The organism is Campylobacter sp. BCW_6871 (genome assembly GCF_001762325.1).
In the GTDB taxonomy this organism is placed as follows: Bacteria; Campylobacterota; Campylobacteria; order Campylobacterales; family Campylobacteraceae; genus Campylobacter_D; species Campylobacter_D jejuni.
This window is the reverse complement of sequence record NZ_MJWQ01000059.1, coordinates 1-14408: the sequence shown is the minus strand read 5'-3', so window position 1 is coordinate 14408 and position 14408 is coordinate 1. Positions and strand designations below refer to the sequence as shown.

The 14408-nt window shown below is 29.2% G+C and carries 16 protein-coding genes; 6 read left to right on the top strand and 10 right to left on the bottom strand.

Annotated features, from left to right (window positions below; all coding sequences use genetic code 11):
- Positions 1-2 precede the first annotated feature (2 nt).
- The 8 genes from AJ930_RS06540 to AJ930_RS06505 all read right to left on the bottom strand — a co-directional run bounded on the left by AJ930_RS06540 (position 3) and on the right by AJ930_RS06505 (position 7253).
- Positions 3-1055, bottom strand: coding sequence for a LicD family protein (locus AJ930_RS06540; RefSeq protein ID WP_261659506.1), 1053 nt, complete (start codon positions 1053-1055; stop codon positions 3-5).
- A gap of 152 nt (positions 1056-1207) precedes the next feature.
- Positions 1208-1597: an adenylyltransferase/cytidyltransferase family protein gene (locus AJ930_RS06535; protein ID WP_070275032.1), complete on the bottom strand. Its 390-nt coding sequence runs from the start codon at positions 1595-1597 to the stop codon at positions 1208-1210.
- Positions 1598-2545 carry a KpsF/GutQ family sugar-phosphate isomerase gene (locus AJ930_RS06530; protein ID WP_070275031.1) on the bottom strand — a complete coding sequence of 316 codons (948 nt, stop codon included), beginning with the start codon at positions 2543-2545 and terminating at the stop codon, positions 1598-1600.
- A gap of 9 nt (positions 2546-2554) precedes the next feature.
- Positions 2555-4213 (bottom strand): polysaccharide biosynthesis/export family protein, encoded by a 1659-nt coding sequence (locus AJ930_RS06525; RefSeq protein ID WP_070275030.1) that lies wholly within the window; start codon positions 4211-4213, stop codon positions 2555-2557.
- A gap of 1 nt (position 4214) precedes the next feature.
- Positions 4215-5333 carry a capsule biosynthesis protein gene (locus AJ930_RS06520; protein ID WP_070275029.1) on the bottom strand — a complete coding sequence of 373 codons (1119 nt, stop codon included), beginning with the start codon at positions 5331-5333 and terminating at the stop codon, positions 4215-4217.
- Positions 5333-5995 (bottom strand): ABC transporter ATP-binding protein, encoded by a 663-nt coding sequence (locus AJ930_RS06515; protein WP_070275028.1) that lies wholly within the window; start codon positions 5993-5995, stop codon positions 5333-5335. The genes AJ930_RS06520 and AJ930_RS06515 overlap by 1 nt, the downstream gene beginning before the upstream one ends.
- Entirely contained in the window at positions 5992-6774 is a 783-nt protein-coding gene (gene kpsM / locus AJ930_RS06510) for a capsule polysaccharide transporter KpsM (RefSeq protein WP_070275027.1), read from the bottom strand. The genes AJ930_RS06515 and kpsM overlap by 4 nt, the downstream gene beginning before the upstream one ends.
- A 71-nt stretch (positions 6775-6845) precedes the next feature.
- Positions 6846-7253 carry a hypothetical protein gene (locus tag AJ930_RS06505; RefSeq protein WP_070275026.1) on the bottom strand — a complete coding sequence of 136 codons (408 nt, stop codon included), beginning with the start codon at positions 7251-7253 and terminating at the stop codon, positions 6846-6848.
- Between the two features lie 76 nt (positions 7254-7329).
- Between AJ930_RS06505 and ciaI the strand changes: the two genes are divergently transcribed.
- The 3 genes from ciaI to AJ930_RS06490 are packed head-to-tail and all read left to right on the top strand — an operon-like array spanning position 7330 to position 9334.
- The gene (gene ciaI / locus AJ930_RS06500; RefSeq protein ID WP_070275025.1) at positions 7330-7893 is read left to right on the top strand and encodes an intracellular survival protein CiaI; all 564 of its coding nucleotides are present in this window, start codon (positions 7330-7332) and stop codon (positions 7891-7893) included.
- A gap of 36 nt (positions 7894-7929) precedes the next feature.
- Positions 7930-8619, top strand: coding sequence for a dUTPase (gene dut, locus AJ930_RS06495; RefSeq protein ID WP_070275024.1), 690 nt, complete (start codon positions 7930-7932; stop codon positions 8617-8619).
- 1 nt (position 8620) lies between these two features.
- Positions 8621-9334 (top strand): EI24 domain-containing protein, encoded by a 714-nt coding sequence (locus AJ930_RS06490; protein ID WP_070275023.1) that lies wholly within the window; start codon positions 8621-8623, stop codon positions 9332-9334.
- Here AJ930_RS06490 and tilS read toward each other — a convergent pair.
- Together tilS and rimO are read right to left on the bottom strand one after the other, a co-directional pair.
- Positions 9317-10282, bottom strand: coding sequence for a tRNA lysidine(34) synthetase TilS (tilS, locus tag AJ930_RS06485; RefSeq protein WP_070275022.1), 966 nt, complete (start codon positions 10280-10282; stop codon positions 9317-9319). The genes AJ930_RS06490 and tilS overlap by 18 nt on opposite strands.
- Positions 10272-11591 carry a 30S ribosomal protein S12 methylthiotransferase RimO gene (gene rimO / locus AJ930_RS06480; protein WP_070275021.1) on the bottom strand — a complete coding sequence of 440 codons (1320 nt, stop codon included), beginning with the start codon at positions 11589-11591 and terminating at the stop codon, positions 10272-10274. Before rimO ends, tilS begins: the two co-directional genes overlap by 11 nt.
- 73 nt (positions 11592-11664) lie before the next feature.
- Here rimO and AJ930_RS10200 point away from each other — a divergent pair, with 73 nt between their 5' ends.
- The 3 genes from AJ930_RS10200 to AJ930_RS06470 all read left to right on the top strand — a co-directional run.
- A complete protein-coding gene (locus AJ930_RS10200; RefSeq protein ID WP_186820863.1) occupies positions 11665-12069 on the top strand; it encodes a glycosyltransferase in 405 nt (134 codons plus the stop codon).
- A gap of 77 nt (positions 12070-12146) precedes the next feature.
- A complete protein-coding gene (locus tag AJ930_RS10195; protein ID WP_261659505.1) occupies positions 12147-13295 on the top strand; it encodes a sugar transferase in 1149 nt (382 codons plus the stop codon).
- Between the two features lie 141 nt (positions 13296-13436).
- The coding region (locus AJ930_RS06470) for an AMP-binding protein (RefSeq protein WP_148122811.1) at positions 13437-14408 on the top strand (972 nt) is incomplete at its 3' end.

Below are 14408 nucleotides of genomic sequence, written 5' to 3'. Positions count from 1 at the left end.
TCTTAATCCTCTCTAGACTTATATTTTTTTAATAAGTCTAAAATTGTATTTTTGCAATCTATTGCATATTGCTTCATTAAAAGACGATATAAATGCAATATAAAATTATTTTCATTAAAAATTACCGCATTTGGAGTATCTAGAATATTATCAAAATTTTTTTTTGGAATTCTCCAATCGCCATAATTTTCACTTAAATAACGATCATATTCTTTAAAACCAAAATATTCTTTACCTAAAAAATCATACTTAATTAAATCAAAAGTTGAGTTATACCATTTAACAGCAGATCCTAAATGATAATGCTTGCAACCATCTTTATAATGAATAAAAATATCAATCAATATACCATTGATATGTTTAAGCTTAATTCCACCTTTCCATTTTGGATCATGAATATAGAAAGTGCCATATTGCTCTAAAGCTATTTTTAATTCGTTGCTAAAATCTTCTTCCCAAACCCCAACATCAATATCATAATCATTTGATATAAAATTCTTTTCCCTAATACAACCTAAAAAAGTACCACTGACTAAAAAAAACTTTATATTTAATAAATTAAAAACACTGGATAAATCTTCCAAAGCTATTAAGGCATCATATTTTGAAAAGTATTTTTTTTTAGTATTTTTTAAAGAAAATTTTTCATGTAACTTTAATGAATTTTTTAGATAATGTTCAGCTATATCATAAGCTTCAATGCTAGCTGCGGCACTAGATATATATTTTTGAATTTCAATCTTTGTACTAGTATTTCTTTTTTTTTCTATGTATTTTAAATACAATTTTTCCATATTTTTAAGATCTATCTTAGTGTTAACCAACTTACTCATTAACATCCATATTTTTAAACGATTAGATTGCTGTTGAATTTTTTCTAATTCATATAAAGCTTTGGTTTTATCACCCAATAAATATAATAATTGTATTTTAAGTAATTTACCATCTATATTTAAAGGATATTTTTCCAAAAATAAATCAATATAATTTAAAGCTTTTTTATACTCAGCATAAAAAAAATAAAATTCAGCTTGATAATAAAAAATTGTCTTCATATTTACTTTAGATAAATAACTACACAATTTTAAAAAAATATAATGTCTACTTTTCTTCTGCATTAAATATATCAAAACCATATGCAACAGAATCACATGCAAACACCCCTTTTTGCTTTCACGAAAGCTTTTGCGAAATATACCTTTTAAATTCATAATTTAATTCTCTCAATAATTTCTGTTGTTGAAATACTTGGAGTTCTTTCAAAATAAATTACATCACAAATATCATTGAAGCAATCAAATTTACCCTTCCAATCATCTCCCATAACTAAAATATTTGCTTGGTATTTTAAAAGATAATCTCTTTTTAATTCCAATGCTTCTTCTAAAAATACACAAGACACGCATTTTAATGAAGATATTATATTTAATCTCTCTTGCTCGCTGTATATAGGATAACGACGCTTTTTAGCAAAATTTAAAGAATCTGATGATACACCAACAATTAATTTATCTCCAAGAGATGCAGCTCTTTCTAGAATCCTTAAATGGCCATAATGAAACAAATCAAAAGTACCAAAAGTTATTACATTTTTCACTTATACCCTCCCTATAGCATAAAGCTGAATAATTCCTACAACTTTTTCTTTTTTTCCAACTATAATTTCTTTAATTTTATATTTTAACATGATCTCCTCTGCTTCACTTGCCATAGCATCAGCATCAACTACTTTAGGATTTGTACTCATGATTTCTTTAGCCTTAAAATCAAATCTTGGTTTATCGCTTGTCTTTAAAGCACGACGCAAATCCCCATCAGTGATAATACCAACCAATTTTTCATTTTCAAGCACTACGCAAAGCCCTAGCTTACCACTGGTCATCACATCAACAAGATCATTAAATTCGGTATCAGGATGCACTATAGGAAGGTTACTTGAAACCATAAGATCTTTCACCTTGGTTAAAAGCTTACGCCCCAAACTCCCCCCTGGATGAAAAAGGGCAAAATCATCGGGCTTGAAATTTCTTACCTTCATCAAAGCAGCCGCTAAAGCATCCCCCATAACTAAAGTTGCCGTTGTCGAAGACATAGGAGCAAGCTGCAAAGGACAAGCTTCCTTTTCTACGGCTATATTTAAAAATATATCGCCTTGCTTTACAAGGGTGGATTTTTTTTTACCACACATTACGATAAGTGGAATTTTGCGCTTTTTTATAGCTGGAATGATTTTCAAAATTTCTTCAGTTTCTCCTGAATTTGAAATAGCAATTAAAACATCTTCGGAAGTTAACATTCCAAGATCTCCATGCAAGGCCTCTCCTGGATGGATGAAAAAGCTTGGCGTTCCTGTACTTGCTAAAGTAGCTGCTATTTTAGCGCCTATATGACCTGATTTACCCATACCACTGACTATGCAACGCCCTTTGGTATTTAGCATCAAATTCACAGCTTGATTAAAATTTTCATCTAAATTTTTAGCCAAATCCAAAATAGCTTGCACTTCTTTTTCAAAGACTTCTTTGGCTATTTGAAGAGTATTCATTTTTAAACCTTAAAGATTAAGCACAACATTGGTTGCGATAGCAATTTGATAAAGAATTTGAGTTAACATTGAAAAAATTTGTAAATTCTCACTATCCACTTTTGGCAATACCAACACAGAATCGCCTGGTTTCATATCTATACCACTATGATATTTTTCAGCTTTTCCATTGCTTCGTATCACCAAAACTTTTGAAGTATCCGCTCTTTCTCCATAACCTCCTGCAAGATTGATATAATATCTTAAATCTTTTCCCTTATCATACACAAAAGCCCCTGGCAAAGAAACTTCGCCTTGAACTATGATGAGATTATTCTTACTTGGTACATTAATAGTATCACCATCTTCTAAAATAACCGAATTATAAGACTTTGGATTATCGATGACAATTTGACCCTTAGGCTCTACTTGCTTAGCTCTTTGGATAAATTCTAAAATCGTTTTTGCTTGTTGAGCTCTTATAGCTGCCCCTTGAGCTGTAACAGAACTGCTAGTTAAAGCTAGAGTTTCAAGCTCTTTAAGCTGAGCATTGATAAGTTCTTTTTGAGTTCTAGCTACGCTTTTTCTAAATACTTGTAAAGCTTGCATGTTTGATTGTGGATTAGCCTTGATTAGTTTAGAAATATCTTCTAAAGTCGTTCCTTTATCCACAACTAAAGTTTTTAAACCATTATGCTCGCCATTTACACTTATAGTTATATTTTCAGAAACATACTCAGGGTGAAATTCTACCTCATCTCCTGTTCTAAGTAAAACTTTTGAAAATTGCATTTTATTATAAGCACTGACATCAAGTTTATGATCTTCACCATAACTTTTTACGATAGCATTAGTTACGATAGGTTTAGCACCTGATACTCTAGCCAAGTCAGCTAAAGTTTTAATATCATTTGAAAGTTCAAAACGAAAAGGTCTTTGCACATCACCATCAACAAAAGCGTAATTTTGAACATTTCCTACTAAAATAACATCTCCGCTTCTAAAAGGAAAAAGATCCATTTGCCCTTTTAACAAAAAATCATATAAATCGATATTTTTTATCACGCTGTTATTGCGCAAAATTTGAATATCTCTAAAACTTCCATATTCTAAATTTATACCTCCTGCTTTATCAAGATACTGTATCACTGAATCCGAACTAAGTCCTTGATAAAGTCCTGGAGCATTAACGCTTCCTGTTACAAAAACACTGACATTTTGATAAGCATTCATATCTGCATAAACAAAAACATTGCTTTTATAGATTTTATTAACATGTGCTTTTATAACACTTACAAGGGCACTATTTTTCACACCTAGTAAATTTACAGCTCCTACTTTAGGGATAAAAATATTTCCTTGAGAATCCACCACTAAAACTTGCGAAAACTCAACAGCTCCCCAAATTTTAAGACTGATTTGATCACCAACTGCGATCTTATAATCTGGATTATAAACTCTTTGATTATAATTTTTAAAATTTCCATTAAAAAGATGAGCGCCAAATACTAAAATTTGATGAATTTTTGTAAGATTATTTTCTTTATTTGCTATATCATAATTTGAACTTAAATTTTGATCTATGCTAGTTGTAGTAGAGCCTTGATCCTCTGCTGAAATGATTTGCGAAACATCCACAGCTCCAAAACATAAAATACAACTAAAAAATAAAATTAATATTTTTTTCATTTTAATACTTATGCTCCTCTATTATCATTTTAATAAATTTAACAATCCCAAAAATCAAAGATAATACAATAAACACTGTTAAAATATCATAAATTCTTTCGGGATATTTTGCGCTTTCTGGAATATCTGGACTTTGGATGATAACAAGTTGTTTTATTTTTCTTAATGCTTCTATTCTAGCACTTTCATAAGCTTTTAAAGCTGCTTCATAAGCTTTTTGCGCAAAAGTCGCTTCTATAGTTAAATCCTGAAATTTAGCGGCCAAATCGTTAAGCTTTTGAGAAGAATTGTTAGCTGAAATTTTAGATTTTTCCCTTAAAAGTTGTTTTTTAATCGCTTCAATTTCTGCTTTAAGTGCTACTACTTCAGGTGCTGCATCATTCATATAGCTTTGTAAAGTTAAAAGTTTAGCTTCTTTTTGAGCTAGATTAGCCTCAATTTGCGCAACCAAGCTTGCTTTAGTTTCAGCTTGCTTTAAAGGATCGAAAACTCCGTATTTATTTTGAAAAGCAATCAAATCATTTTGTGCTTTTTGATATCGTTCTTTGTATTTTTGTACTTCATTTTCAGCAAAAGCCATTTGCTCTCTAGCTGCTTTATGAGAGATTTCGTTGATAAACTTTTCGCTTTCTTGCATAATAGTTTGAGCAATCAAATGAGCTGATTTAGGTGTAAAACCCTCTACTTCAACTTTTAAAAGTTTAGTGGTTTCATCCGTATGAACCTTAACTCTTGCTTTGTAGTACTTAAGATAAGATTCTATCGAGCTTGAATCCCAAATTTTAAAAGGCAAATCTATATGTTGCTCTTGATAAAGATTTTTAAGTTTGATTTTTTCATCCAAAATCTTTAGCATATCACTTGATTCTATATAGCCTTTTAGATAATTTAAATCTTCGCTTGCTGTAGAAGTACTACTAAGCAAAGACAAGATTCCACTTGTTTGAGCACTTTCTCCACTTGTTGATCTAACGTCTAAAATCATCGTGCTTACATATCTTGGTGCTGCAATCAATGTATAATAAATCACAATAAAAATCATTATAAACCAAACAATTTTAAAAGAATCAAATATACTTAAATCTTTGATTTTTTCTAATAAAGTTTTATTTTCTTCCATTAAGCTTTTCCTTGATACACAGCTATTCCTTCATCCACATCATCATAAACCGTAATTTGTCCATTTTTCATATAAATTATTTTATCACACCATTCTTTAATTTCAGCTACATTATGAGATACCATAATCACTTTTGATTTGCTTAATCTTTCTCTATATAATTTTACACTTTTTTCCCTAAAAGCAGGATCTCCAACAGCTCCAGCTTCATCAATTAAATAATAATCAAAATCAAAGGCCATACTAAGTCCAAAAGCTATCCTAGCACTCATTCCCGAAGAATAAGTCTTCATAGGCTCGTCAAAAAATTTTCCTATTTCAGCAAAATCTTCTACGAATTTTACTTTTTCTTGAAGTTCTTTACCCTTATATCCATACACTCTAGCTACAAATCTAGCATTATCTCTAGCGGTTAAAGAACCTTGAAAAGCTCCATTTAAACCCAAAGGCCAGGATAATTTTTTATTAGTAATTATTTTACCACTATCAGGAAGCTCTGCCCCGCTTAAAAGTCTCATGAGAGTGGACTTGCCTGCGCCATTATATCCCATTAAACCTATACTACAGTTTTCAGGAAATTCAAAAGTAAAATTTTTAAAAACATAATGTCTTCCACCGCTAAATAAAGGATAGGATTTTGTTAGGTTAATTAATTTTATCATTCTTTTTTTGCCGCCGTTAGAGCTTGTCTATTATAGTAGTAAATAAAAAGTCCTATAAATAAAACAAGTAAAATCCAAAATATAGCATAAAAATAACTGTATTCATCTTGCAAAGGATAATTCTCAAAAAAATTAAATCTTAAAAGCTCCATTATGTGAAGCAAAGGATTATAATAAAATATATCAAGTAAAGGACGAGGAGTTAACCAGGTGGGAAATATAATCCCAGAACTCCAATAAAATACTATACTAAAATAAGCTAATAAAGTTCTTAAAGGTTCTGCAAAGTGCCAAATAATAGCAAAACAAATCCCCAAAGCAAAAGCTGAGCATATGAGTAAAAAAATACAAAATAAAACTCCAAGTAAATGAACAGGAAATACATCGAGTCTAAAGAACCACCCTGCAAAAAAAAGCACAGTGATAAAAATCACAAAATAAATACAAAACTCGAGCAAAGTTCTAGCAATAAATACATGTATAGGTTTTACAGGTTTATAGGCAAACAAAGATAAATTTGCCCCTATTCCATTCATAAGCTGAGTTACTATACTTCTAAACATAAAAAAAGGCATAATGCCTGAAATCAAAAACATAAAAATAGAAATTCCTTCAGGCATAACTTGATGATGATATTCCCTAATAACAGTTCCTATAATAGTCACCAAAAGCACAACACTCATAGGCTCTCCAACTACCCATATATATCCAAGATACCTATTTTTTCCAAATCTAGTTTTTAACTCTCTAAAAAATAAAGCGTGAATTACATTTAACATTTATTTTCTATACCTAACAATTTACATAAACCATAATCATAACTCATTTTTTTAAACAAAATCATAAAAATTTATTTTTTACAAAACTCAAGCTTTTTACTAAGTCCTAAAGCATTGTTAGTAAATTTAAGCCAAAAAAGCTCTAAGGCATAAATTTTTGCACTTTTATCAAGTTTAGCAAAGGAAAATTTAGAAAAATAAATTTTCATTTGCTCCTTGCTTGCCATTTTAAACTCGGCCTTAGCTTGCACACCTTTTAAAAAAGCTATTTTACTTTCTTTGGCTATATTAAGTGCTATACTTGAATTTTCACTGGCTAATCTTATATGCTTAGTATCTTCATGAGAAGCGATAATAAAAGCTAAATTCTTCTCATCAAAAACATAAAAAGCACTAGCTGTATAAACACCTTTTTCATCAATCATAGCCCAAGATAAAAGCTGCTCATTTTTTATAAATTCTAAAATTCTTTCATCCATATTGTAAAAATTATACTAAAATATTTTTAAAAATAACCGATTATAATTTTATAAACTATAAATATAAGGGGAAGAAATGCAAATTGATGCTAGCAAAAACCAAAGTTTTTCGATGGATTATACAACAAAAAGTGGCAAACATTTAGCCTTGTCTATGTATGATAATCAAAGCGTGAGTTATGCAAATAATGAAGAAGGTAAAACTCTTAATCTTAAGCGTCAGTATGGCTTTAGCTTTACTTTTGAAGGCTCTAAGCTCACACAAAATGATCTTGATGAGATTAAAAATGCTATGAAAGAAGTTGAACCTATAATCAAAGACTTTTTAGCAAATTCTAAAGTCGGAGAGTTAAAGCCAAAAGAAATTATAGAATCAGCTATGCAAATGGCAAATGTTCTACCAACACCAAATGACGAAAACCATCAAAATGCTATTATGAATAATTTTACAAATAAACTCAGTAATTTACTAAAACAAAATCAAACAGATAATAAAGATATCAATGCTTCTATGCTTGAAGATAGCAAAAAACTTCTTGATGAAGTTTTAGAACAAATGAAAAAACAACTTGAAAAACAACAAGAAAAAGCCAAGGAAAATCAAGATAAGACAGATGATAGTTTAAATCTTTACGCTTAAATCATATAATATTAAAAATTATTAAGGAGTTTTTAAATGACAAATATTGAAATTTTAGAAAATATGCTCAAACTCCAACAAAAACTCAACGACGAAACCAATGGCTTAAATTGGGAAAATGGCTATACCAAAGAAGGAAAACTGATCAGTTGGAGACGCTGTATTTATATGGAATGTGCAGAACTTATAGACTCTTTTGCATGGAAACATTGGAAAAACATTTCAAGTCCGACGAATTGGGAAAATGTACGCATAGAGATTGTCGATATTTGGCATTTTATCTTAAGTCTTTTACTTGAAGAATATCGCAATAAAAATGGAAATGATTTTAAAATTATAGCCAATGAAGTGATTTCAGTAAGTGTATTTCAGGATTTTTGCAAAGAAGAAGAGTATCCTAATGAGAGTGATATTTATGGTATTTTAAATGATATAGAGCTTATTATCCACAAATGCAGTGGCTTTGGATTTAATCTTGGAGAATTGCTTTCAACCTATTTTACTCTAGCTATTAAATGTGGACTTAATCTTGAAATTCTTTATAAAACCTATATAGGAAAAAATGTTTTAAATATCTTTAGACAAAACCATGGCTATAAAGATGGTAGCTATAAAAAAACTTGGAATGGCAAAGAAGACAATGAAGTTTTAGCTCAAATTTTAGAACAAAATATTGATTTTGATACTATTTATAAAAAACTAGAAGAATGCTACAAAAAGGCATAATTTGGATATTTTAAAACTTGCGATCAAAGATTTTTTCAGTTTTAAATTTTTAAAATTTACTTTAATTCCTTTGATTTTTAGCCTTATACTTATGCTTTTTTTAGGAGTACTTGGCTTTTCAGCTTTGCTGGATTATTTTAATTCTTTATTTAGCGTTGGAGAAGATTCGTTTTGGGCGTGGTTTTATGCCCTTCATTTTGTACAAATTTTAATCACCATTATAAGTTTTTTATTTTCAGGTTTTATTGTTGTTTTTGCTTCGGTTTTTTTAGCCCTTTTTATCACTTCTTTTCTTACCCCTTTTATCGCTAAAGAAATCAACCAAAAATATTACCATTATGATAATACAAACGAAGTTTCAACCCTAAAAACTATCTTTGAAATTTTTAAAATATTTATAAAATTTATAGGGATTTTTTTACTTTGCACCTTGGCTTTATTTTTACCTTTTATCAATATTTTTGTATATTATCTTGCTTTTTATTATCTCTTTCACAAACTTTTAATGATTGATGTTGCAAGCACGATTTTAGACAAAGAAAGTTTTAAAAATTTTAATTCTGATTTTTCGCCTTTAGAGTTTAAATTTAGCACTCTTTGTTTTTATCTACTCTCATCAGTACCACTTTTAGGGCTTTTTTTACAAGTGTTTTTTGTGATTTTTCTCACACATTTAGGCTATCGAAGAATTTTAAAACTAGAGGTTAAGGCTTGAAATATCGATTTTATGATTATATAAATAAGCTCTTAAAAGTCTTGGAATTTTAGCTATTCTACACTCTTCTTTGAAATTTTTAGGTAATTTTTGACAAGTTTCATACTCAAAAACAATAACTTGTTCGTTTTTATATACAAGTGCTATTTTGCCACCTAAAACACAATCACCTTTTAAAAGCTCTTTTCTTTGTGCCGTGCTTAAAAGCAAACCTTTCATTTTAACCGCTCTAGCAATCAAACTTTCATTTTTAGGGCAAATAAGAAGTCCTTGAACTTCTTTAATATTTTCAAAATCATAAAGTTTTTTTCTATCTTCACCAAGATAAGAAAAGCTTTTTTTTAAACCCTGATAAAATTCACTGACAAAAACATTGGAGAAATTTTTTCTTATATAATTTCTAAAATATTTTTCATTTTCATTGCTCTCATCATGAAAATAAAAGATATTTTTTTCTTTTAAAAAAGATGAAATTTCATCTTTACTTATAAAGAGCAAAGGGCGTAAAAGTGTATAATTTAAGCGTTTTTCATACTCTTGCATACCTAAAATTTCAGCCAAACCTGCCCCGCGAGAAAGCTGCATCAAAAACCATTCAAACTGATCGTTTAAATGATGCGCTAAAATAAGATGATCATAATCTTGCTCAAGACAAATTTTTTCAAAAAAATCATAGCGAAAATCTCTAGCTTTTTTTTCAAAATTACTCTGAAATTTAGGAGCATGTTTTATGAAAATTTTTTTATGAAATTTCAAAGCAAGTTCTTTGGCTTTTAACTCTTCTAAATCACTATTTTTTCTTGTTTTGTAATTTATCATCACAAGATCAAAGTCGATCTTTTCTTGCATTAAAAGATAAAAAAGCGCACTAGAATCACTTCCATAAGAAAAAGCGAGTAAATTTTTACCCCTTTTTAAAAGGGATAAAATTTCATCTTTAATTTGCATCTACTTTTCTTAAAGCCTTAGCAAGGAGCTTTTTATCAAGGTTTTGTAAAATTTCACATTCATAAATTTGCCCCATTTCTAAATTTCCACATTCGCTTTCATTGATAAGAATTTCCCCATCAATCTCCCTATCCCATCTTAAATCTTTAGCTGCGATAAAAAACTCTCCCTCGCTACTTTCCCCCGTGCAAACTACTAAACGCTTTTGACCTACTTCTTTTTCAAAACTTTTTTCTATCACTTCATCAACAATTTTTTCTATGATTTTAAGCCTTTTATTGATCACTTTAAAAGGCACTTGCTCCATATCAAAAGCGGCCGTATCTTCTTCCTTAGAATACGCAAAAACACTCACCCTATCAAAACCAAAGTCTTTAACAAACTCACAAAGCTCTTCAAAATCCGCCTCGCTTTCACCTGGATGCCCTACGATAAAGCCCGTGCGTAAAAAGCTATTTGGCGCACTTTTCATTAAATTTAGCATTTCTTTAAGTCTTGTGCTATTTGCCCCACGCTTCATGATTTTAAGCATATTATCACTTATGTGCTGCAAAGGCATATCAAAATAATTTACAAAAATTTCAGAAGCTATAATGCGTTTAATCAAAGCTTCACTCGCACTCGTAGGATAAAGATATAAAATTCTAGCCGCTCTTATGCCTTTGATTTTTTCTACCTCATCGATCAAGCGTATAAGCCCATCTTTTTCACCCTTATCAAGCAAATAAGAACTCGTATCTTGCGCGATAAAAGAAAAATCCTTATAACCTCTAGCCACCAAATCTTTAAGCTCAGCTATAATGCTATTTATTTCGCGAGATTTTAACTTGCCTTTAAAACTTGGGATAGCACAAAAAGAGCATTTTTGATTACAACCTTCGGCAATTTTTATAAAAGCATGGAAATTTGAACCTGTAATAATGCGTTTGGAATTTTCACTCTGCAAATAAGTCGAATTGGAAAATAAATTTATTTTTTTAAGTATCATTTCATCAATTCTTTCATAATCGCCAACACCTGTGAAAAGATCAACCTCAGGAAGTTCTTTCATAAGTTCTTCGCGGTAACGCTGCATCAAACAACCCGTAACCACCAAAAGAGAATCTTTTTTTCTTTGTTCGTGCAAATCCAAAATCGCATTAATGCTTTCTTTTTTTGCGCTATCGATAAAACCACAGGTATTTACGATCAAAACATCGGCTTTACTTGGCTCATCGCAAAGTTCATAAGCACTAAGGCGTCCTAGCATGATCTCACTATCGACTAAATTTTTATTACAACCTAAAGACATAAGATAAAGTTTTGACATTTTTCTCACTTTTTTAAATTTTTGATAAAATAATTTCTTAAAATCATATCAAAATAATAATTAGGAGAAATTTATGAATGAAAAAAATGTAGTTTTATTAGGTGAAAGTCATTTCGCATTTAAAAATGGGATAACTCAAGGAATTCTAGATACCGGATTTAAGTGTTTTAATCTATCTTTAGGGGGAACTCCAAGTTTACAAAATTTATATGAGTTAATCAGAAATAAAAAACTTTTAGAGAATGCGGATTTAATTATTACAGGATCAAATACTCATGATATTGCACAATATAATTCTTTCGATTCATTTCCAAAAAGCTATCAAGTGATCAATTGGCTTTACAAAGAATTATATTTTTTAAAGAAAAAGATTATTTGTTTTATTGCTCCAACACCTCAAAAATGGTTGAATAAAAACTGTGTAAAATATGTAAATATACTCCATATAAAATTAGCAATTAAATACGGATTAATGTAATTAATGCAAATAAAAAACATTTAGAATCTTCATATAGCTTAATACAAAGAGATGAAGCTCATGATTTTGATTTTATAATGAGAGAACTTGGGAGAAATATAGCAAATAATATTGAAAATTTTTCTTTTCCAAAAAAAATAAATATTATAAATGATAATCCACAATTTTATTTTTATCCAATTGAAAAAGCAATAAATTTAAATTTCGCTAATTTCAAATTCAAACAAAGTTGGTTATGCAGTGAAAAAGTTTATTGCATAAAAAGTAAAGAAGTTATTAGTTTTAATAAAAATACTTTTAATCTAAATTTATTAGGAATTCATCTTTGGAATGATTCAGGCATTTGTGAAATTCAAATTAAAAATCCAAAAGATCAAATTTTCAATCGAAGTTTGGATTATAATTTCTCATACTTTTTTGACATATATGATAGACAATTTAAAATCACTAATGATACTAAAATTTTAAATAATGGGGTAAACAATATTAATCTCATCTCTTTCTTCCTAGCTTCCCCAGAAGGTAATTACCATACAGAAGAAATAGATCTTGAAGCTTTAGCTAATGAAAACATAGAAATACCAAAAGAATATAATTTTAATCATTTAATTCCTCCTATAGAATTATATAAAGAAATTATAGATGAGTATTGTTCTATAATGGATCCAAGAAAACTAGCTCCTTTGCAAAATCAAATCAAAGAAAAAGATAATATCATCTCTACTTTAAATCAAGAAAAAACAATGCTACAAAATGAACTTAATTCTTTTCCTATTAAAAAACAAAACTTAGAAATAAAAAATCTAGAACAAGATTTAAAAAATAAAGAATTACAATCTTGTGTTTTAAAAAAAGAATTAGGAAATAAATTTGTAAAAAATATAAACATAAACTATATAGATAAAAATTCAGCCAAATCCCGTATACAAAACCATTTATCTTATAAACTAGGACAAGCCTTAATTACCAATTCAAAAAGTATATTAGGCTACATAAGAATGCCTTTTGTATTATCATATATAAAAGATAAACACAAATTTGAACAAAAAGCCTATGAAGAAAAAATAAAAGAAAATCCGAATTTAGCTTTACGTCCTTTAGAAGCTTATCCTGATTACAAAGAAGCTTTAAAAGAAAAAGAGTGTTTTACTTATAAATTAGGCGAAGCTTTTATTAAAGCTAGTAAGAATTGGTATGGGGGGGGGGTATATCAAATTGTGGTTTGAAATAAGAAGACTTAAAGGAGAATTTCATATAGAAAGTAGCTAAGTTTTTATATTTTTTTAAAATTAAAGAATTTTTTAAGCATACATTAACTGGGGGGGGGTATAATCAAATTTCAATTTTAACATAAAGGCCTTCTTACCATGCTCACTCACATCTATAACTTCCTAGAAAAAAACCTTGAAAACTTTAGCGAAAAAACCGCTTTTATAGAACCTTTTGCCAAAGAAAGAAAAGAAATCACTTATAAAAACTTTGATCTTTTTTCTAAAAAACTAGGTAGTGAAATTTTAAAAACTTTAGGAAATGATAATCCTACTCAAACTCCTGTTTTAATCATCTTGCCTAAAGGGATTGATTGTTTAATTTCATTTTTTGGAGTAGCACTCAGTGGAAATTTTTATACACTTTTAGATGAGAAAAGTCCTAAAGAAAGAGTAGAAAAAGTCATAGAGGTTTTAAAACCTAAACTTTTTATCACTTCAAAAGATTTAAATTTTAACTTAAATTTGCCTACGCTTTATACAGAGGACTTTGAAAGTTTTAATATAGATGAAAGTTTAATAAAAAATGCAAAAGAAAAACACATAGATACTAATTTACTTTATGTTCTTTTTACAAGTGGGAGTACAGGCACTCCTAAAGGAGTAAGCATAGCCCATAAGAGTGTGATTGATTATACTTTTTGGGTATGTGAGACTTTTAAATTTGATGAGAATGAAATTTTAGCCAATCAAGCGCCATTTTATTTTGACAATAGCATTTTAGATATTTTTTCAAGTGTAAAATCAGGAGCGACTTTACATCTTTTACCTAATCATCTTTTTGCCTTTCCAAATAAAATTTTAGAATGCCTTGAAAAAGAAAAAGTAAGCACTATATTTTGGGTACCTTCAGTGCTGATTTATTTTGCAAATACTGAAGCTTTGAATAATTTTAGTTTAAATGCCTTAAAAAAGATACTTTTTTGTGGTGAAATCATGCCCAATAAACAGCTAAATATTTGGCGTAAACACTTACCCAATGCTTTGTTTTCCAACCTTTATGGTCCAACAGAAATCACTGATGTATGTTCTTTTTATATCATCAATCGCACTTTTAAAGATGAAGAACTT

Coding starts and splice junctions, on each gene's coding strand:
- AJ930_RS06525 (WP_070275030.1), bottom strand. CDS start 4,213: ATGAAAAAAATATTAATTTTATTTTTTAGTTGTATTTTATGTTTTGGA.
- AJ930_RS10200 (WP_186820863.1), top strand. CDS start 11,665: ATGAATGAAAAAAATGTAGTTTTATTAGGTGAAAGTCATTTCGCATTT.
- AJ930_RS06520 (WP_070275029.1), bottom strand. CDS start 5,333: ATGGAAGAAAATAAAACTTTATTAGAAAAAATCAAAGATTTAAGTATA.
- AJ930_RS06540 (WP_261659506.1), bottom strand. CDS start 1,055: ATGAAGACAATTTTTTATTATCAAGCTGAATTTTATTTTTTTTATGCT.
- AJ930_RS06530 (WP_070275031.1), bottom strand. CDS start 2,545: ATGAATACTCTTCAAATAGCCAAAGAAGTCTTTGAAAAAGAAGTGCAA.
- tilS (WP_070275022.1), bottom strand. CDS start 10,282: ATGCAAATTAAAGATGAAATTTTATCCCTTTTAAAAAGGGGTAAAAAT.
- dut (WP_070275024.1), top strand. CDS start 7,930: ATGACAAATATTGAAATTTTAGAAAATATGCTCAAACTCCAACAAAAA.
- AJ930_RS06515 (WP_070275028.1), bottom strand. CDS start 5,995: ATGATAAAATTAATTAACCTAACAAAATCCTATCCTTTATTTAGCGGT.
- AJ930_RS10195 (WP_261659505.1), top strand. CDS start 12,147: ATGAGAGAACTTGGGAGAAATATAGCAAATAATATTGAAAATTTTTCT.
- kpsM (WP_070275027.1), bottom strand. CDS start 6,774: ATGTTAAATGTAATTCACGCTTTATTTTTTAGAGAGTTAAAAACTAGA.
- ciaI (WP_070275025.1), top strand. CDS start 7,330: ATGCAAATTGATGCTAGCAAAAACCAAAGTTTTTCGATGGATTATACA.
- AJ930_RS06505 (WP_070275026.1), bottom strand. CDS start 7,253: ATGGATGAAAGAATTTTAGAATTTATAAAAAATGAGCAGCTTTTATCT.
- rimO (WP_070275021.1), bottom strand. CDS start 11,591: ATGTCAAAACTTTATCTTATGTCTTTAGGTTGTAATAAAAATTTAGTC.